This is a genomic window from Pedobacter sp. BMA (genome assembly GCF_001027745.1).
Classification (GTDB): Bacteria; Bacteroidota; Bacteroidia; order Sphingobacteriales; family Sphingobacteriaceae; genus Pedobacter.
The window spans coordinates 159358-178447 of the sequence record NZ_LECU01000001.1; the positions used below are offsets into that span (position 1 = coordinate 159358).

Sequence of the window (19090 nt, forward strand, 5' to 3'; positions counted from 1 at the left end):
TTTTAATACATTCACCAACACAACACCATGAACACATTAAAAGCCATTATTGTTGACGATGAAGAGTTTGCGAGATCTTCATTATTTTTTCTTCTTCAGCAGAACTGTCCGGAGATAGAAATTACCGGAATTGCTCGTTCTGTACAAGAGGCAAAAGAAATCTTATTCAACCATCCTATCGACCTGATTTTCTTAGACATAGCCATGCCAGGCGGAAATGGTTTCGACCTGATTCCGGATGCAAAAAAACACAAAGCGGCAGTTATATTTACGACGGCTTATGACCAGTATGCCCTGAAAGCAATCAAGGCAAATGCACTGGATTATTTATTGAAACCAATTGATATTGATGAACTGAAGACAGCAGTAGAAAAAGTTACCCAACATATTAAACTATTTCAAAATCAAAATGAAAATGATGAGCGGGTGAGCAATCTGGCCAATAGCTTGAGTGCCAAATCAGAGATCAGAAAACTAACACTTCCTTATGGGCAGGGCTTTAAAATGATCGACGTTGATGAAATTATTTACATTGAGGCAGACAGCAATTATTCCGTTGTACACCTGATTAACAAGGAAAAGATTACGGTTTCTAAGGTATTGAGAGAATTTGAAGAATTGCTTCCGAATGATCAGTTCGCCAGGATTCACAAATCAAGTATTATCAACCTAAACCACCTGAAAGAATACAATTCAAAAAACGGACTCCAGGTTTTCTTAAAGAGCGGTGAGAGTATCAATATTTCCCGCAGGCGGGCAAGCGATTTTTTCGAAAAAATAAAATTATTTACCAAAGTGAGCGGTGATCATTAAAAGAATAAATATCAGCACTAAAGGCAATCGGATCTCAACACGCATTGCAGCGCTTGTATTTGCATTTTCATTCACTGCCGCTATTTTGTTGAGGTGTCCATCTGCCTTTGCTCAAACCACCTACCTGCCTCACTACACATCGAAAAACGGCCTTGCCAGCAACAATTGCTATTATATTCTGCAAGATGCCAAGGGGTTTATATGGATATCTACAGATAATGGCTTGAGCCGTTTCGATGGCACCAATTTTCAAAATTTCACGATTGAAGACGGCCTCCCGGATACACAAATTTTGCGCATGGCCGAAGACAAAAACGGGCGTATCTGGTTTTTTGCCTTAAACGGACAGTTGAGCTATTTGCAGGATGGAAAATTCTACAATCAGGATAACAATGCGCTCTTAAAAAAACTGAGTTTAAATACAGTGATTGTATCTTTCATTATCGACAAAAAAGGAAGGATCTGGTTGGGTACCAATTCGAATCTGATTGTATGCTGGGATGGGAAAATGATCAAAAAATACATTTCCCCTAACCATGAAGACAAGTTTACCAATGCCTTTATCCACGAAGATGAACAGGGAAATATATATGCCTTCAGTGACCAGAGCGTTCAGAAATTTAACGGTAAAACTTTTAACGTCATTAAATCAAATGTTCAGCCCATTTCATATCTGGCTGCCGACACACAGCCTAACCATTCGCTATCTTATATTGATCAGAAAGGTTTCAAGTTATTTAAAAATGGAAAAATAGAATCAATGGTTTCTATTCCACAGAACCTGATCAAAAACATGTCTGGTTACTTTTATTATAACCAAACTTCAGGGGAAGTGTGGCTGGCAAATGCGAACGGCGCCTTTGCTTTAGACAAGAGTGGAAAAACCGTGCAATATCTTCAGGACGTATCAGTAAATCAGGTCGTTAAAGACAACAACCAAAACATGTGGTTTGCTACTAATATAGGGATATTCATGCTCCCGAACGTGAATAACAGGTTATCGATCATTGATGCGGAATCTGGTTTAAGCAGTAATGTAATCAAAAGTATAACCAAAGACGGAAAAAACAGATTATGGCTTGGAACGGACGACGCGGTTATTGATATCTTAAACATCAGCAATTATCAGGTAGAGGAATATGGGCTGGATGATTTCAAAAAATACAAGACGATTAAACAAATTAATTTTGATAAGAAAAATCAGTCCGTATACTTTTCATCAGATTACGGGATGGGGGTTTTTAAAAACATCTATCAATCAACGAGTGAAGTCAGTTACTTAAAAGAATCAAACAACCTGATGTTTGTGATCAAACATTTTAGCCTTGATGATAATAACAGCCATCTGGCGCTCGCCTTATCATCTGGTGTGGTATTTCTATCTGACAGGATTAATAATTTTGAATTTAATTCATTCAAATACAAGGAGAAAGAAGATTTTTTCAAAGACCGGTCGTACCATGTGTTTTACGACAGGTCGGGCAGTTTATGGTTTTCAAATGTGAGTGGTTTATCTCAGTTTATTGCCGGAAAACTCATCAAACACTTTGAAAAACACCCGCTTCTTACCAAACGGATTAACGATATCCAGCAACTGGCAGACGGGACTTTGATTCTTGCAACTGACGGTTATGGATTAATTTTTTACAAAGGGGATCAGATTGTTAAACAGGTAACGCAGAAAGATGGCCTTACGAACAACATCTGCACAAAAATCTTTGTGAAAAATGATGAGATATGGGTGCTTACCAATAAGGGGGTAAATAAAATTGCTGACTATCCTAACAATTTAAGTGTTGCGAATTTTGATTATGGTAAAGATTTGCTGGGCGATGATATTAATAACCTTTTTATTGACGATAGTACAGCTTACTTTGCCACTAATAAAGGATTGATATTATTTAAATACAATAATATCAATATCAGTAAGAATCTGCCGAAGGTATATGTTACGTCGATCATTAAGGATAATGAGCGACTACCCGTAAATAAAGGCAATTTCACTTTCGAAACTGGTAACAACACCATACTCTTTACGTTTAGTGCCGTTGATTTCACTACTGGCGACATTACCTATCGTTACCGGTTGAATGAACGTTCGGCATGGGTGGAAACCCGAACCCGCAGGTTGGATTTTTCTTCACTACAATCCGGAGATTACGTTTTTGAAGTATGCGCGAAGAGCCAGAATGGCAACTGGGGGCCTTCTGCAAAAATCAGTTTCACAATAAAAAAGCATTTTTGGCAAAGCTTATGGTTTCTATCTATCTTGATTCTGTTAGTCGCCTATATTTTTTATAAGGTTGCCGTAAACATCACCCGGAAGCAAAAAGATAAAGAACAGGAACAGCTCCTCGTTAAAAATAAAGTATTAATGCTCGAACAACAGGCCTTACAGGCAATGATGAACCCTCATTTTGTTTTCAATGTGATGAATTCCATTCAGCACTACATTAATACTCAAAATACGGCATCTGCTAATCGTGTTTTAACAGGATTTGCCAGGTTGATCAGAAAAAATCTCGAGATCTGTACTAAAAGCTATATCTCACTGGAGGAGGAGATTGAATACCTGAATCTGTATTTAAAACTTGAAAAGAACCGATTTGGCGACAAGCTTCAATATATTTTTGAGATTGAGGAGGATATTGATAGAGAAGAAACCTTTATTCCATCAATGTTGCTGCAGCCTTATGTTGAAAATGCGATATGGCATGGCATAATGCCCAAAGAAACAGGAGGACAGATCCTGATCAGGATTAATTTAAAAAACGAACATTACCTTAACATCGAAATTATTGACAATGGAATTGGCATAGAGAATTCATTGCGGGATAAAAAAGGAACACACGTTAGCAAAGGAATGCAACTTACAAAAGAGCGTTTGAATCTTTTAGGACAGATTGGAGCAAAACCTATACACCTCAATGTGAGGCAGAACCATGAGAATGGTACAACAGTATCGATATGCATACCACTGAAATAGCATTTTTACCGTTTACTCAATTATTAATACCACTTACTAAATAGAAGTTACACCACACCCTGTTTAGCCTTAAACTTGTGTTAGAAATAAACGATAGTGTTTATCAAAACGTTCTTATAGAATTGATATAGATATTTAATAACCTAACCTAAAACTATATCTTAATTCAGGTTTCATTTGTGTGTTGAAAGCGGTCTTGTTTTTTAAAGCGAGACCGCTTTTTTTATGTCAAAAATTTTAATTTTGTATATGCCACAAGCCAATCTTACGCAACATGTTGAAGCATTGATCTTCTCATCTGTTCAAAGCATTAGTGTACACGAAATTATTTTAGCCCTTAACGCCGTATTTAATAAAGAGTACATTGAAACAGAGATTTTTGAATGTTTAGATGCGATAAAAGAAAAGTACAGTGATGTAAGGTTTGCGTTAGAACTGGTGAACCTCAACAAAGGTTATCAGTTTCTGACTAAGAAGGAATATCATGAAACAGTAAACCAATTGCAGCTGCACCGGTCAAAGAAGAAACTGAGTCAGGCAGCTATGGAAACATTGGCCATTATTGCTTACCGGCAGCCCATTACCAAGCTGGAAATAGAGCAAATCAGAGGGGTAAATTCAGATTATTCTGTTCAGCGTTTGCTGGAAAAAGAGCTGATCAGCATTGATGGAAAAGCAGAAACTCCTGGCCGTCCGATTCTATATAGCACGAGTGCACTTTTTATGGATTACTTCGGTCTAAATCATTTAAATCAACTTCCGCAGCTAAAAGATATTGCCAGGGAAGAGAATACAGTAGGCGAAATTATGGAGTAGAAGATTTTAATTTATTTGATCTCAACCCTTTATTAAAAAAAGTTTTTTTGTATTTTTAAACTATAAAAGCAATTTTTATTTTTGTGTTATGAAAGCGCCAAAGAAACTCCCTACTAAGCCAACTACCAAAAAACAGGTAGATGAAGATGATGATCTTGAAGATGACGACGTTCAAACTACGAAAACGAAATCTCAGGATGAAGATGAAGATGATTTTGATATGCCATTAGATGATCTGGACAATTTCGATAATTTTGATGATGACGATGACGATTACTAGTAGATAAAAAACTATATATTTGGAAAAGCATCCTGCCTTTTGGCAGGGTGCTTTTTACTTTAAAATGTGCCCATGCAAATTATATCGGTAAGCAATACTTCATTACAGAAAGACTTTTTAAAAGTTCCAAAAATCCTTTATAAAAACGATCAAAACTGGATTTGCCCGCTTGACAGCGAGGTAGAAAATGTTTTCAACCCTGATAAAAACATTTTTTTTAACCACGGCAAATGTACACGCTGGGTTTTGAAGGATGATTCAGGGCATCTTATTGGAAGAATTGCGGCTTTCATAAATGAGAAAAAAGCTTTTAATTACGAGCAGCCTACAGGAGGCGTTGGTTTCTTTGAATGTATTGATGATGAAAAAGCTGCCTTCCTGCTATTTGACACCGCAAAAGCCTGGTTGATCGAAAATGGCATGAAAGCGATGGACGGACCGATTAATTTTGGGGAAAACGATTCATTCTGGGGATTACTTGTTGAAGGGTTTACCCCTCCGTCATTCGGCATGAATTATAACTTCCCTTACTACCAGAAGTTTTTTGATGCTTACGGGTTCTTGACCGAATATGAGCAGCTGACCAATCACATTAATTTAACCATTCCCTTCCCGGAGCGCTTTACGAAAATTGCGAACTGGGTAAGAAATAAACCTGGCTATACTTTTGAGTATTTCAGCAAAGCAAATTCAGAAAAATACATCGATGATTTGATGGAAATCTACAACGATGGATGGCAGGATTTTGAAAACTTTGTTCCGATAAAGAAAGAAACCCTGCAGGAAAGTTTTAAAAGTATGGAGCCCATTATGGATGAGCATTTGATTCAATTTGCTTATTTTAACGGAGAACCCGCCTCTTTTGTGGTTTTGATTCCAGATGCTAACCAGATGATTAAAGGTTTTGATGGTAAACTGGGATTAATTGAAAAACTAAAATTTGCTTACAGAAGGTGGGTTGGCGTTACACGCATGCGGGCAATTGTGATGGGCACTAAGCCTAAATTTCAAAAGCACGGACTGGAATCAGTTCTTTTTATCAGACTTGGGGAATATGTACTGCCTAAAAACCAATATAAGGAACTGGAATTAAGCTGGGTGGGCGATTTTAACGAGCAGATGATTGCGATACACAAGGCTACGGGTGCTACGTTCGGGAAAAAGCATTTAACGATGCGCAAGGTGTTTTAGTACAAGGGGCGCTGTGTGACCACAGCGCCCTCATGCAAATTATTTCTTAAATGCTGCCCGTGCTTCAATCATCATACAGCCACTAGCCTGAGCCGTGAGCTGTGCTTCGGCTAATGGCTTTTCATTCCATGACGGGCCGAACAGCAATGTTGTAGGATATGCGCCTTTGGTCCAGGCAATCTGAGCATTGTTATTAAAAAATGTCTCGAACTTTGTCCTGTAGGCATCAGTGAGATCACCTTGCTGAAGCAGAATCAGAAAATAACGCATAAAGATACCCTTAAACAACGCATTATCTCCGTCACCTTCGTTCCTCAGGATGTTATTACTGGTATCTATACATTTAGTGAGGGTAAAATTCGCTATTTTTTGTGCATCATTCAGATAGGCTTTATCACCTGTAACCTTATATAGCTCCACGGCAGATGCCATAAAAGTTCCCTGGTTGTAAGTTAAAGCAACCGTACTGATGGCATTGGTATTACCATTGATATTATCATAGACTGCACCTGTTGCCCTCTCGAACAAAGTGTTTTTCTGCCATTCATAAATTTTTAATGCCCATTGTTTATAGGTTTCTTCTTTTGTCAGATTAAACAACCTGATGGCAAGCAAACTGGCAGGACCATTTGAACAGGCGTTTTTACTATATAACTGGGTCTTCATCCAGGCTATTCCCCCCCCGGCATAGGTCTCATTCCATCCGGCAGCAATATCCGTCCAAAGGGTCTTAACAGCAGTTAAATATTTTTCTTCTTTGGTTACCTGATACAACCTGAGCATGGTAAGTGCATTCCACTCCATATCATCATAAAAGGTATTGAAATACGTACCACCATTCTTTACCTTGATGCCGGCGAACCATTTATCAAAGTATGATTTGTAAGTCTCATTTCCTGTTCTGATGTATGCGTCGATTACTACATCCATTGCATGGGCATTGGGCCAGTACTGAAACCCTTTATCAGATCCATTACTGCCGTAGTTAAAATAGCCGTCATTATTCCAGAACTGTGAGATCAAAGCATTTGTACTGCTATTGGCTGCTAATGTCCAATCTACGGCTTGTGGCTCACCATATCGGTACTCATCTTCTATTTTGCTGCAGCCTGCCATAAAAACGGCAAGGGCTAAACATATTAATAACTTTTTCATCCTTTTCAGTTTAAAGCGGCACACGTTTATAGCATATGCCGCATCGATACTAGTTTACAACAATTGTATGGGTATAGGCAGCATCACCCTTTAATACTAAAGAAATGCTGGATGATTTACCATCTACTTTATCTGCGAATTTCCATTTATCATCCCACTGGGTAACGTTTGCGAGCAGTTTAACAAAATAATATGATGGTGCAGAAGCATCATTCGGGGCAGAATCGGTTCCGTTAAGTGTACCGAATTGTTTTACCACATCGTTCCCCCCAACGGAAGTAACAATTTGAAATTTGTAGCGTTGATCTTTGCCCCAGCTTTCGGTTTTAAAGTTGACTACACCAGTGCCTGTCCACACACCCTTACCCTGATAGGGCATATTTAAAGTAATTGCATTACTTGGGGAAAACCATAGTCCGACACTTTTTATTTCCGTATATGCGAGGGTTGCGGTAGTGAAATCGAGGTTAATGCGATAGACAGCTGTTTTTGAAGGCGTAATTGTTCCGGTTTGCGCAGCTTCGCGAAGCGTTGCGTTATCAGTGGAATAGAACACGCGTGGTGTACCGGTTTTACGATCAACGAAGTAATAGGTTTTACCAGCCTCCAGTTTGGTGTAGATCTCGAATTCTCCGGGTGCGTTCAGCTTGAACGGTAAGGCAGCAGAAAGTGTGCTACCTCCTTCTGACCCTTCACCGGTAATAAATACCTCATCAGGAATATCTACGAAGCCATTTAAGCTGGTTACGCTAATGGTTCTCCGCTCATTGGCCATGACCGTTTTGATACCACGCGATGAGGCAACAGTCCAGATCAGATTTCCTGTTCCACCCGGCTGGATTCCTGCCAGTGAAGCAATTTTATTCATAATTTTATGGGTAACCGTAGCGCCGTTCGAGTAGCCATTATTATCTGAGGTAGTACGATAGATCGGTTTGCTAAAATCACCACCTGCTTTGTCGAAAATAACTTCATACAATGCGGCACCACTATCTTCTACTTTTACTGCTTCCCAGTTGAAATAGAGAGAAGCAGAAGCCGAAGATAGTAGCTTGATCGTTTTATTGTTAATTGGCTCGTAAAGTGCGTTTACTGGACTTACATTGGCGTCTTTGTAGATCATATCATCAGATTTACAAGCGGCAAAATTGCTCAGTATAAAAAGGAAAATTCCGATTTTAAAGTTTGTTTTCATATTAGTCTTTTTTAAAGTCGTTAAAAATTAGTTTGCGTACCCTGGGTTATTGGGCTGGAGGTTACGATTTAAGTCCATCTGTGAACGTGGAACAGACCATAAATAATCCCTTGATTCGTCAAATTTCCGATTATCCAGACGAATGTCTTCTGTATTATTATTGAGAAATCTGGCACCGTAAACATAGCCATTGAGGTATTGTGTGCCTGCTTTCCAGCGTACAATATCAAAATATCTGAGGCCTTCCAAAGCAAATTCACTACGGCGTTCATTGCGGATGAGGCTGCGCATATCAGCTGTGGATAGTGTAGATGGATAATCCAGGGCGGTAGCCGCTGTGAAGCCTGCGCGGTTCCGTATGGCCCGTATGGTTTGGTTCCATACTGTGGCATCAAGCTGACCCATTTCGAATTTTGCCTCAGCATACATCAGAAGGATGTCTGCATAGCGGTACATGATGATATTTAACCCAGATGCGAAAGTTGCCGTAGCAGTTTGGTCATAGTATTTTTTCACATAATAACCTGTTGGGGTGGAATTTGAACTCGCGCTAACATAGTTGTCGGCACGTTCAGTGCTATTACTTCCTGTACCCGGCCGGATATAAATTGTAGATTCAGTTCCGTTAAAGTTTGTCCATTTTCCTGCGTGAAAAACTACCGTAGCTGCCAGCCTTGGGTCGCGGTTAACATAAGGATTGCCGGCATTGTATGACGGATCTTTATCTATTGCTAGGCCATTTATGGTTAGATAGTTGTTAACAAGACCCTGAACCGGCGCGTAGGCATTTAGGCGGGCACCCACCGACAGCGGGGCTGCGTCATATAACTTCGACCAGGTTTTAACCGCAGGAACATAACCATAATCCAGAATTACTTCTGAGTTATACTCATTAGCTGCAGTAAATAATCCTGTATAACTAGAGAACAAATTATAAGTCCCGAATTCTGCACCATTGGTGATTAGTTTCTGACAGTATTCTGCAGTTTTAGCCCAGTTACTTTCATAAAGATAGGCCCTTGCCTGGAAAGCACAGGCTGCTCCTTTGGTAATACGACCGTTATCGGCAGCTGAAACGTTTTCTTTTTTAGGCAAAAGCGGTATAATTTCGTCCAGTTCCTGGTGTATAAAGCTCATAATAGTCGCTTTAGGGGTCCTACCTACTGTACCGGATTCATCCAGCCTAACATCCTTGGTAAAAAAAGGTACTGCACCAAAAAAATTGACCAGTCTGAAATAGATAGATGCCCTAATGAAGCGGATTTCAGCTTTTCTTTTATTCTTTAGTACCGGGTCCATACCTGGAACCAGATCAATATTGGCGAGGTATACATGGCAGCTCTTAAGTCCTTCGTAACCCCACTTCCATTCGCTGCTGAAAAGATCAAGGCTCGGATCGGCGATGCCGTTTCTGATGGATCGCTGCGCAGTATTGGTTCGTCCTTCAAAAATATTGTCGCTCAACGCCTCATCATTCCACATTTTGTCGGCAGAAAACATCTGGTTATAAGCCATATTAACCATTTGTTCAGAGTTCTCTACAGATTGCCAGAAATTTGCGTCTGTAAATTTGTTCGTAGGTATAGTATCCAGCTTATTGCAGGCACCAAATACCATCAGGAATAAAATACCGGCAAATAGCGGAGTGGTAAGTTTTCTTTTGTTTTTCATATTCTCTCCTGTTAAAGTTCTATGTTGAAGCCTAAACCATAATATTTTAATGTCGGATAGTTTCTTGCACTATTGGCAGAACCCGACATATTTGAATCAAATTCTGAAGATTCAGGATCGATCCAGGAATTTGCGCTAAACGTAAGCAGGTTCTGCGCATTGGCAAACACCCTTAATTTTTGCATACCTATTTTTTGAGAAATATTTTTGGGTATAGTATAACCAAGTTGAATATTTTTTAACCTGATGTAACTACCTTCAAAAAGATAGAGATCGGATCCCATTTGATAGTTATTTTTTGTAGGTGTAGCCCCTGCAGGTGTTAAGCGAGGTTGAGTGGCATCGGTATTGGTTGGTGTCCAGTAGTTAAGCTGGTGCTTATAAATGACGTAAGAATAGTTTTCATGGAAGGGCTCAATTAATTCGCCACGAACAACCATATCGCGTTTACCTACACCCTGCCAAAGCATCCCGAAATCAAATCCTTTATAATTGAGGTTATAGTTGAACCCAAAGGTGAACCTTGGGAAAGCGTTACCCAAGACAAAACGGTCTTTAGAATCGATTACTCCGTCGCCATTTCTGTCTGTATACCTCACATCTCCGGGTTTCAAATCAGACGCGCTCATGCCTACGGGTAATGCTGCAGTTTCGAGTTCTTCCATGCTCTGGAATAAGCCACTGATTTTATAGCCATAATAAGAATTGAATGGGAGGCCAACACGTGTAATTTTACTGATGTTGTCGGCAGTGGTGATTTGCTCATCGCCAACGAATTTCAGGACTTTGTTTCTTGAATCGCCGATATTCCCGCTGAAGTTGTGATTGAAGCTTCCTGTTTTAACCTGGTACCCAACTGTGAGCTCCCAGCCCTGATTTCTCATTTGACCCGCATTATACTTTCCTAATGTTGTGCCGAATACGGAGGGAATTGTGGGGCTTATTAGGATATCTTTTGTGGTTTTACTGAAATAATCAAATGACACCGTTAAAGCTTTATTGAAAAAATCAGCATCTACACCGATATTGAGTGTGTGGGTTACTTCCCAAAGTAAATTAGGGGTTCCGAAAGTAAAACCGGCACCTGTGACACCAACATTATTAAATCCATAGGAATTGGTGTAAGGTGTGTAGGAAGTGAGGAACTGATAAGAGTCGATATCCTGATTACCGAGCAGTCCATAGGAGGCCCTTAGTTTCAGGTCGCCGACTTTTTCTTTATATCTGGCAAAAAAAACTTCGTCTGAGAGCGACCATCCTACTGATCCGGAAGGGAAAAAGCCCCATCTGAGCGCTTTTTCAAACTTGGAAGAACCATCATAGCGGAAATTAAATTCAGCAGTATAGCGGTCGGCATAGGCATAGCCCGCCCGTCCAAATAATGAATTAATGCTATTTTCGGTTGTTGCCCCCAAAGATCCGTAACTGGTTGGATCAATCTCTGTACCTGTTGTGGGAGTTCCCAGGATGGGATCGGTAAATTTATACTTGATCTCATTTGCACGCCTTGTATAGGATTCATTACTCGCACCAAACAATCCGGTAATGCTATGTTTTCCTAGTGTTTTTGAATAATCCAGTAGAAGCTGATAATTCAGTAAGGAAACCTGTTGATTGTAATCCTCTGTGTTTCTGGTAGAATTCATGAATACCAAAGGCGCTGTTGCAGTCTCAGATGAATAGAGTGGAATTTGTTTTCTTCTGGTAAAGCGATGATCATTGATCACGTCGGCTCCGAACACCCCTCTAAACTTCAGGCCGTCGAATAGTCTGGCTTCAACGTTAAGATTAGCATTGAAATAGTTGTTATCAGAATTGATATATCCTCCATCCCTCAATTCAGCCAGGGGGTTCTGGTCGGTTAATACATCATTGACAAGGTATTTACCATTCGGGGCAACCATTTTATAATAGTAATATGTTGGTATACGTGATGAATTTACAATGGCATTGCTTGCAGTACTTGCATTTGAATTGTTTCGGGTGTAGGTTAATATGGAGCTGAATTTAAAGCGCTTGTACTCGGCTGTGATGTTTGAGCGCAAATTGTAACGCTTGATGCCATAATTGCCTTCGTAGTTGCTTCCCTGATCATAAAATCCGCCCGAAAAAAGGTAAGTGGTATTTGCGCCGCCGCCTGATACATTGACATTATAATTTTGCTGGGTAGCTGTTTTAAGGATCTGGTTAAAATACCAGTCTTCTTCACCTTCATGGGCATACAAATCCTGGATCTGCGTGGGACTAAATTGAGGGGCCATTCCTACGTTGGTAAGCGATAAATTCTTTAATGTGGCATTCTGGTAGCCGGCAACAGGGGTAAATAAAATTTTAGGATCCTGTAGCCCAATCTGCCCATCTAACCTGATTACCGGACCCTGGTTTTTCATTCCCCTTTTGGTGGTAATTAATAACACACCGTTGGCAGATCTTGAACCATAAATTGCCGACGCACCTGCATCTTTGAGGATAGACACCGTTTCGATGTCTGCCGGATTAAGTTTATTTAAGCTGCTGCCATCACTGATGAGTCCATCTATTACGATAAGTGGCGTATTGCTATTCATAGTGCTTACACCACGAATGTTAAGGTTTGTAGTATTCCCGTTCGGATCCATGCTACGCTGCTGAATACTTAAACTTGGGGCTGCACCCTGAAGGGCCTGGGTGAGGTTGGCCGTAGGACGATTAGCAAGCTGTGAAGCCCTTACCTGATCAACTGCGCCGGCGATCTTTTTTCTGGTAGTTGTTCCATATCCAACAACAATTACATCTTCCATGGTATTAATGGCAGCTTTGATCACAATCCTCATCTTACCGGTAGTTACCGCTTTTTCAAGAGTTTCAAATCCAACCGCCGTGAATTGCAGAATAGCCTGCTCATCAGGCACCTGTACCGAAAATTCACCATTGTTATTGGTTTGACCAACCAGGGCACCACCTTTTATTTTAATACTTACTCCAGGTACCGGTAAACCCGATTCATCAACAACCTGCCCGGTAACGGGCATCGCCTTCGTTTGTTCGGGCTTTAACCGTTCAATAATCACGATGTTATCCTGGATACTGTATTTTAAAGATTTATTGCTGAAAACAACATCCAAAACCTCTCTTAGTGGTTTGTTGGTCATGTTCAACGTTTCACTCTGATAAGCTGATAATTCGTCGGGCTCGTAGAGAAACTCGTAGCCAGTTTGTTTGATTAGCAACTGAAGAATTTGGGTAATGCTAGCCTTTTTGATGTTTAAGCTCACATTTTGCGCATAAGTTGGCTTTGCACTGACTTCTACTACAGTCAGAATCATCATCATCACCACTAGTTTAGTGAGGATTTGCGGTGAAAGCTTAGCCAACAATTTCTGGCTGTATTTAAGCAAGTAGTTTATATTCATATGTTATTGGAAGATTTAAGCGATAATTATTTATTAAATCATGTTAAACGAATTATTTGCAGGGCTCCCCTGAATAATGCTATAGGCAGCAAACCTATTCCGAATTGAAATATTGACTCATAGTAATTAGTTATAGTTGGTTAGTAAATAATTAGCTAAAACGTTTTATTTTATTGTGCCAATGATAGCTGGACTATCTTCTGGAAGTAAGCTCGAAAACATTTCCCTGAACCTGAATGCTGAAACCTTTAAGTTTCCCCATATAGGTGAGAATTTGCAGGAGGCTCCTTTTGTTTGAAAATTTACCGGCAATGGTTGATTTCTCCAGCTTTTGATCTAGGGTAATTTTGACCCCATACCATCGGGAAAGTGTTGCCATCACATCCTTCAATGGATGATTAAATATGAAATATCCCGACTTCCAGGCAATTGCATTTTCGATATCAGCTTTTGATTTTATTATTGTATGATTGGGAATGTTACTGATTGCCTCTTCACCGGGGATAAGTTTGACTGAGCTGTTCGCATAGGCTACATTCACGCTTCCCTCTAACAGGGTAGTTCTCACATCGTTTTCTTCCGGTAGTGACATGATGTTGAATTCGGTACCGGTTACCTCTACTGAACTTTGCTTGGTTTTGACAATGAATGGCCGGGTCTTATCTTTGCTTACTTCGAAGTAGGCCTCACCAGTAAGGTAAACGACTCTTTGAGCATCTTGAAATGCTACCGGATATTTCACAGAAGATACCGCATTTAGCCAAACCTTTGTACCATCTGATAATGTGATCTTAAATTGTTTTCCGGCAGGCACATCTACCTGATTATATGATTCTTGTGCAGGTTTTCCAGAAAGCGCCTGGTAATCTAAATCACCATTCTCTTTGCTTTTAACCGTTGCACCAAGTTCTTGTACAGCGCTGGCAAGAACACCATTTTTTAAATTAATCTGGCTTCCATTCGCAAGGGTAAGTACAATTTCCTTACTTTTTTGATGCTGCTTTTCTACAAGTTGTGGAAATTTGTTTTGACGGGTTAGCCGGCCTGAAAATATAAAATAAGCAAGTGCTATACCTGAAATCAATATCACCGCGGCTGCATATTTTAAGAAAAAAGGATTAAGGGTACGTGAACGCTTTTTATTACCGAGGTTTTTCAAAATTCTGGATTGCAGATGCTTTTCCAGTGCTAAACGCTTTTCATCGGATAGCTGACTGGTAAAATCCTGAGATTGCTCAAAGGCGTTATAATAAGCATGAAGGAAATCTGTTTCCTTTTTACCCGCCTGACCATTCAAATACTTTTGCAATATCTGGTCGAAATCGGCCTTATCCAGTTTCATAATCTATTTGGTTATATACTATAGATACAATAACTGAAATTTTGCCCGTGAAAGCGAATGAAAAGATAATAGATATACGTTAAGCTATTGATTTACAGCGATATTAATTTTATTGTAAAAAGCAATAAATTATTACATTGATCGCGAGCAGGCTGGAGCGCAGCTTGAAATTAATTTTTCCAATTTGGTTACGGACAGTTTTCGGTGATAAATTAAGGTGTTCGGCAATTTCATCAGGCGAAAAGTCCTGTGCGTATTTCAAGTCGTAGATCATTTGTTGTTGTTCCGTTAAATCGAGTATCAATGCGGCGTATGCCTGGGTAAGTTCTTTGAAAAGCAATTCAGCATCTGAGCTTTGGGAACAGCGCTTGTCGAGTTCATTAATGACATCTTCGATTGGGACAAACCTGGATTGCTGCTGAAGTATACGAAATACACGATTGCGCACTGATACATACAAATAGCCTTTGAAATTTGAAATAAGAGTTGTTTTAGGAATATTCCATAGTTGTATAAATACATCATGCGTAATATCCTCCGCTAATGCATTGTCTCTTACGCGTTTGTAGCTAGTATCAAATACGTAAGACCAATACTTTTTGTACAAAATATTGAAAGCAGATTGATCACCCTTTTTGAGTTTGATCAATAAATCTACATCATTGTCCAGGTCAAAAGGGGCAGACATTTAAATATTTGGTTAGTTTCTTAATCCAAATATAAATGAAAAATCTTTTGTTTAAGCAATATGAGCTGGATATTGGAAAATTTTGTGGAACTGCCTGCTGACTATATCCCAAGTTTATCGTAAAGATCAATTACCTTTTTACGCAGTTTATGGATTTCTTCTTCTTTTTGTTCGAGCTTTTGCTTTAGGGATACGATATCTTCATTATTTGTGGAGTGGACGGGCTTACCTGAAATCAGGGTAATGACATCTACATCGAAAACCTTTGCAATCTGATAGAGCCGCGAAAGGTTCAGATCAGTTTGCCCTGTTTCGATCTTGCAAAAAGCAGGGGTAGAAATATTGAGTAGTTTTGCGGCACCTGCCTGACTTAACCCAAGCCCTACCCTGCACTCCTTAATATGGTTTCCTATGCTTTTCATTCTGCTTATAGATTGATATATGAGACTTGAGATATAAGTTGAAAAATGTCCAATCCGGCTGGCGTATTCTCAGGTCCCCAATCTCGTTTCTCAAGTCTAGTATCTTATACCCACTATCTTCCTACCTGGATAATTCAGCGGCCAGTTCCGGTAGATCAAAACCTGCATAATTGCCGGAGCTCATCATCAAAAGATTGGTATCTTTATAATTTAAGCTAAGCAGGTATACTTTCAGATCAGCAGCACTATTAAAAAACTTCAGTTTTGGATTTGCGAAGGCCTTTTGCACATCTTCTTCTGAAAAGGGTTTCATCTGTTTTTGTTCAAAACTCTTTAAATCAATAAACACAATGGCCTCGTCGGCTTTATCCATTGCGCCGCTATATTCCTTTAAAAAATCTTTATTTAAACTGCTGAAAGTGTGCAATTCGATGCAGGCAACCAATTTACGGGTAGTGAACTGAGTTTTGACTGCATCTATCGTTGCTTTAAGCTTGGAAGGAGAGTGAGCGAAGTCTTTATAAACATTTGTCGACTCATCGGCAGATATCACTTCAAGGCGTTTGGCTGCACCTGTAAATGTAGATATAGCCAGATCAAACTGTCTCTGACTAATTTCAAGCTGCTCACATACCAGTTTTGCCGCATTCAGGTTCATCAGGTTATGATCACCAAAAATTTTAAGAGGCGTTTTTTCTGGTAATAAATAAGTGATTCCATTTTCAATTTCATGATCCGGAATGGCGTAACCAATTTTATTAATCTTTGCATTTGATTGCTCAACAATGGTATTTAAATCCATGTCTGCTTTGCAATAAATCAGCGTTCCGTTTTCTTCAATGGTATCTATAAATTTATCAAACTGCGCGGTATAGTCGGCATAGGTTGGAAAAACATTAATGTGATCCCATGCAATACCACTGATAACAGCCACATTTGCCTTATACAGGTGAAATTTGGGCCTTCTGTCAATTGGTGATGACAGATACTCATCCCCTTCAATAATCATTACAGGTGCTTCTTCTGTAACTTTAACCATGGTTTCGAAACCGGCAAGCTGTGCCCCTACCAGATAATCGAAATCGCGGTTATAGTGGTTGAGCACATGCAAAATCATGCTGGTAATGGTAGTTTTACCGTGACTTCCGCCAATGACTACACGAATTTTATTTTTACTTTGCTCGTAAATATATTCAGGATAAGAATATATCTTAATCCCCTGTTCCTGTGCTTTTAGTAATTCGGGGTTATCAATTCTGGCATGCATCCCTAAAATAACCGCATCAAGATCTATAGTGATGCGGCTTTCATCCCAGCCCATTTCTGCAGGCAGTAACCCATATTTATCCAGGCGTGATTTTGCAGGCTCAAAAATGACATCATCTGAACCAGTGATTTGATACCCCTTTTTATGAAGTGCAATGGCCAGGTTGTGCATAGCACTTCCACCAATTGCAATAAAATGTATACGCATGATGCTGTTATTTTTATATACTATCCTTCTGCCCTTTTCTCAAACTGAGCGGCAACCCAATCGCCATTTTGCTTATGATCAATATATTTAATGCCATATTTTGCACATTCAGCAGTGATCATGCTTAAATCAGGCTCTAAATAAAATCCGCTAAAAAATATTCTACCGTCGTTTTTTAATACTTCGGCGTAACGCTGAATCTGATCGAGCAAAATGTTTCTGTTGATATTGGCAAAAATCACATCGTATTCTTCGTCAGGAATCACTTCCTTACTTCCACATATGGCTTTAAGGTTACTGATGTGGTTAAGTGCCGCATTTTCTATTGTGCTCTCATAACATATATCATCATAATCAATTGCGACTAAAATTTTTGCACCAAGTTTACCTGCCAGAATAGCCAGAATAGCTGTTCCGCAACCCATATCCAGCACTTCTTTATCTTTAAGATCGGCTGACAAGATATACTGCATCATCATGGTGGTAGTTTGGTGATGTCCGGTCCCAAATGACATTTTGGGGTCAATTACAATCTCGTATGGATAAGAAGGCTGGGGCTCATGAAAAGTTGCCCTAACATAGCAAACATCATCAATGATGAGCGGGCTAAAATTTTTTTCCCACTCTGCATTCCAGTTTTCATCTGCTACATCTTCCAGGCTGTATTCAGCTGAAAAATCATCAGCATAAGTATCTAAAAGGTCTTGCAGGGTGGTTTCTGAAAAGTTATCTTTAATGACAAAGGCAGTAAATCCTCCCTCACTATCCTCGAAAGTATCGAAGCCTAATTCTGCAAGATCGCTAATGAGCAAATCCTGTTGATAGTCTTCGATATTTTCGAATGTAAATATTGCTTTTGTGTACTGCATTTAGCTGTTGAATGCTTTAATAATATCTGTAAAGTCACGTGATTTTAATGATGCGCCACCAATTAAACCACCATCGATATCTTTTTGTGAAAACAGGCTTGCTGCATTACCAGGGTTACAGCTTCCGCCATAAAGAATAGATGTATCATCTGCAACATTAAAGCCATAGTTTGCTTCAATTTCGGAACGGATAAAGGCATGGATATCCTGAGCTTGCTCTGGTGTTGCGGTTAAACCTGTACCTATGGCCCAAACCGGCTCATAAGCGATCACTACTTTTCTAAAATCTTCTTCGGAAAGACTGAACAATCCTTCAACCAGTTGTTTTTTAATTACTTCATAATAACTTCCGTTATTACGTTCATCTAAAGTTTCACCGATACAAAAGATAGGCTTTAAATCATTTGTCAGGGCTATTTTGGTTTTTGCTACCAAAAGTTCATTGCTTTCAGCCTGATATTGTCTGCGTTCCGAGTGACCTAAAATCACATATTCAACACCTACTGACTTCACCATTTTGGCAGAAATTTCGCCTGTGTAAGCACCACTCTCTTTATCATGAATATTCTGAGCACCGATTTTTACATCGCTACCACCTAATTTCGCTAAACTGTTTAAATGAATAAACGGAGCGCAAATTACAGCAAGCTGATCGCCTTTGCGTTCATCTTTTACCATGTTTACGATTTCACTGAATAACGAAACACCTTCGTTATAATCTAAATTCATTTTCCAGTTTCCGGCTACAATTTTTTTTCTCATTATATTATTGATTAATGATCTCGAAAAGATCGTG

Annotated in this window: 15 protein-coding genes; 5 read left to right on the forward strand and 10 right to left on the reverse strand. The window is 39.5% G+C overall.

Going from position 1 to position 19090, the window contains the following annotated elements; all coding sequences use genetic code 11:
• The first annotated feature begins 27 nt into the window (after nucleotides 1–27).
• The 5 genes from AB669_RS00610 (at nucleotide 28) to AB669_RS00630 (ending at nucleotide 6086) form a co-directional block, all read left to right on the forward strand.
• Entirely contained in the window at nucleotides 28–813 is a 786-nt protein-coding gene (locus tag AB669_RS00610) for a LytTR family DNA-binding domain-containing protein (protein WP_047797351.1), read from the forward strand.
• Nucleotides 803–3799, forward strand: a complete 2997-nt coding sequence (locus AB669_RS00615; protein WP_082120547.1) for a sensor histidine kinase — start codon at nucleotides 803–805, stop codon at nucleotides 3797–3799. The genes AB669_RS00610 and AB669_RS00615 overlap by 11 nt, the downstream gene beginning before the upstream one ends.
• 249 nt (nucleotides 3800–4048) lie before the next feature.
• Nucleotides 4049–4615, forward strand: a complete 567-nt coding sequence (scpB, locus tag AB669_RS00620; RefSeq protein WP_047797681.1) for an SMC-Scp complex subunit ScpB — start codon at nucleotides 4049–4051, stop codon at nucleotides 4613–4615.
• 88 nt (nucleotides 4616–4703) lie between these two features.
• Nucleotides 4704–4895, forward strand: a complete 192-nt coding sequence (locus AB669_RS00625; RefSeq protein ID WP_047797352.1) for a hypothetical protein — start codon at nucleotides 4704–4706, stop codon at nucleotides 4893–4895.
• 72 nt (nucleotides 4896–4967) lie between these two features.
• A complete protein-coding gene (locus tag AB669_RS00630; RefSeq protein WP_047797353.1) occupies nucleotides 4968–6086 on the forward strand; it encodes a hypothetical protein in 1119 nt (372 codons plus the stop codon).
• Between the two features lie 39 nt (nucleotides 6087–6125).
• Here the strand turns inward: AB669_RS00630 and AB669_RS00635 are convergent, their stop codons facing one another.
• The 10 genes from AB669_RS00635 to tpiA all read right to left on the reverse strand — a co-directional run bounded on the left by AB669_RS00635 (nucleotide 6126) and on the right by tpiA (nucleotide 19056).
• Nucleotides 6126–7241, reverse strand: coding sequence for a glycoside hydrolase family 76 protein (locus AB669_RS00635; RefSeq protein WP_047797354.1), 1116 nt, complete (start codon nucleotides 7239–7241; stop codon nucleotides 6126–6128).
• Nucleotides 7242–7290: 49 nt separating this feature from the next.
• Complete coding sequence (locus AB669_RS00640) at nucleotides 7291–8436, reverse strand: SusE domain-containing protein (protein ID WP_047797355.1); 1146 nt, start codon at nucleotides 8434–8436, stop codon at nucleotides 7291–7293.
• Nucleotides 8437–8463: 27 nt separating this feature from the next.
• Complete coding sequence (locus AB669_RS00645) at nucleotides 8464–10107, reverse strand: RagB/SusD family nutrient uptake outer membrane protein (RefSeq protein WP_047797356.1); 1644 nt, start codon at nucleotides 10105–10107, stop codon at nucleotides 8464–8466.
• 11 nt (nucleotides 10108–10118) lie between these two features.
• Entirely contained in the window at nucleotides 10119–13499 is a 3381-nt protein-coding gene (locus AB669_RS00650) for a TonB-dependent receptor (protein WP_197082293.1), read from the reverse strand.
• A 193-nt stretch (nucleotides 13500–13692) separates the two neighbouring features.
• Nucleotides 13693–14841, reverse strand: coding sequence for a FecR family protein (locus AB669_RS00655; RefSeq protein WP_053058189.1), 1149 nt, complete (start codon nucleotides 14839–14841; stop codon nucleotides 13693–13695).
• Between the two features lie 109 nt (nucleotides 14842–14950).
• On the reverse strand, nucleotides 14951–15529 hold the full coding sequence (locus tag AB669_RS00660) for an RNA polymerase sigma factor (protein ID WP_047797357.1): 579 nt from the start codon (nucleotides 15527–15529) through the stop codon (nucleotides 14951–14953).
• 101 nt (nucleotides 15530–15630) lie between these two features.
• Entirely contained in the window at nucleotides 15631–15951 is a 321-nt protein-coding gene (locus AB669_RS00665) for a helix-turn-helix domain-containing protein (protein WP_047797358.1), read from the reverse strand.
• Nucleotides 15952–16072: 121 nt separating this feature from the next.
• Nucleotides 16073–17425 carry a UDP-N-acetylmuramate--L-alanine ligase gene (gene murC, locus AB669_RS00670; protein ID WP_047797359.1) on the reverse strand — a complete coding sequence of 451 codons (1353 nt, stop codon included), beginning with the start codon at nucleotides 17423–17425 and terminating at the stop codon, nucleotides 16073–16075.
• Nucleotides 17426–17445: 20 nt separating this feature from the next.
• Entirely contained in the window at nucleotides 17446–18294 is an 849-nt protein-coding gene (prmA, locus tag AB669_RS00675) for a 50S ribosomal protein L11 methyltransferase (RefSeq protein WP_047797360.1), read from the reverse strand.
• Nucleotides 18295–19056: a triose-phosphate isomerase gene (gene tpiA / locus AB669_RS00680; protein WP_047797361.1), complete on the reverse strand. Its 762-nt coding sequence runs from the start codon at nucleotides 19054–19056 to the stop codon at nucleotides 18295–18297. It abuts the gene before it with no gap.
• Nucleotides 19057–19090 lie beyond the last annotated feature (34 nt).

What these genes read in the sequence shown, in the direction of transcription:
- AB669_RS00625 (WP_047797352.1), top strand. Translation starts at nt 4,704, where the DNA reads ATGAAAGCGCCAAAGAAACTCCCTACTAAGCCAACTACCAAAAAACAG.
- prmA (WP_047797360.1), bottom strand. Translation starts at nt 18,294, where the DNA reads ATGCAGTACACAAAAGCAATATTTACATTCGAAAATATCGAAGACTAT.
- AB669_RS00635 (WP_047797354.1), bottom strand. Translation starts at nt 7,241, where the DNA reads ATGAAAAAGTTATTAATATGTTTAGCCCTTGCCGTTTTTATGGCAGGC.
- AB669_RS00645 (WP_047797356.1), bottom strand. Translation starts at nt 10,107, where the DNA reads ATGAAAAACAAAAGAAAACTTACCACTCCGCTATTTGCCGGTATTTTA.
- AB669_RS00640 (WP_047797355.1), bottom strand. Translation starts at nt 8,436, where the DNA reads ATGAAAACAAACTTTAAAATCGGAATTTTCCTTTTTATACTGAGCAAT.
- AB669_RS00610 (WP_047797351.1), top strand. Translation starts at nt 28, where the DNA reads ATGAACACATTAAAAGCCATTATTGTTGACGATGAAGAGTTTGCGAGA.
- AB669_RS00665 (WP_047797358.1), bottom strand. Translation starts at nt 15,951, where the DNA reads ATGAAAAGCATAGGAAACCATATTAAGGAGTGCAGGGTAGGGCTTGGG.
- tpiA (WP_047797361.1), bottom strand. Translation starts at nt 19,056, where the DNA reads ATGAGAAAAAAAATTGTAGCCGGAAACTGGAAAATGAATTTAGATTAT.
- murC (WP_047797359.1), bottom strand. Translation starts at nt 17,425, where the DNA reads ATGCGTATACATTTTATTGCAATTGGTGGAAGTGCTATGCACAACCTG.
- scpB (WP_047797681.1), top strand. Translation starts at nt 4,049, where the DNA reads ATGCCACAAGCCAATCTTACGCAACATGTTGAAGCATTGATCTTCTCA.
- AB669_RS00660 (WP_047797357.1), bottom strand. Translation starts at nt 15,529, where the DNA reads ATGTCTGCCCCTTTTGACCTGGACAATGATGTAGATTTATTGATCAAA.
- AB669_RS00630 (WP_047797353.1), top strand. Translation starts at nt 4,968, where the DNA reads ATGCAAATTATATCGGTAAGCAATACTTCATTACAGAAAGACTTTTTA.
- AB669_RS00650 (WP_197082293.1), bottom strand. Translation starts at nt 13,499, where the DNA reads ATGAATATAAACTACTTGCTTAAATACAGCCAGAAATTGTTGGCTAAG.
- AB669_RS00655 (WP_053058189.1), bottom strand. Translation starts at nt 14,841, where the DNA reads ATGAAACTGGATAAGGCCGATTTCGACCAGATATTGCAAAAGTATTTG.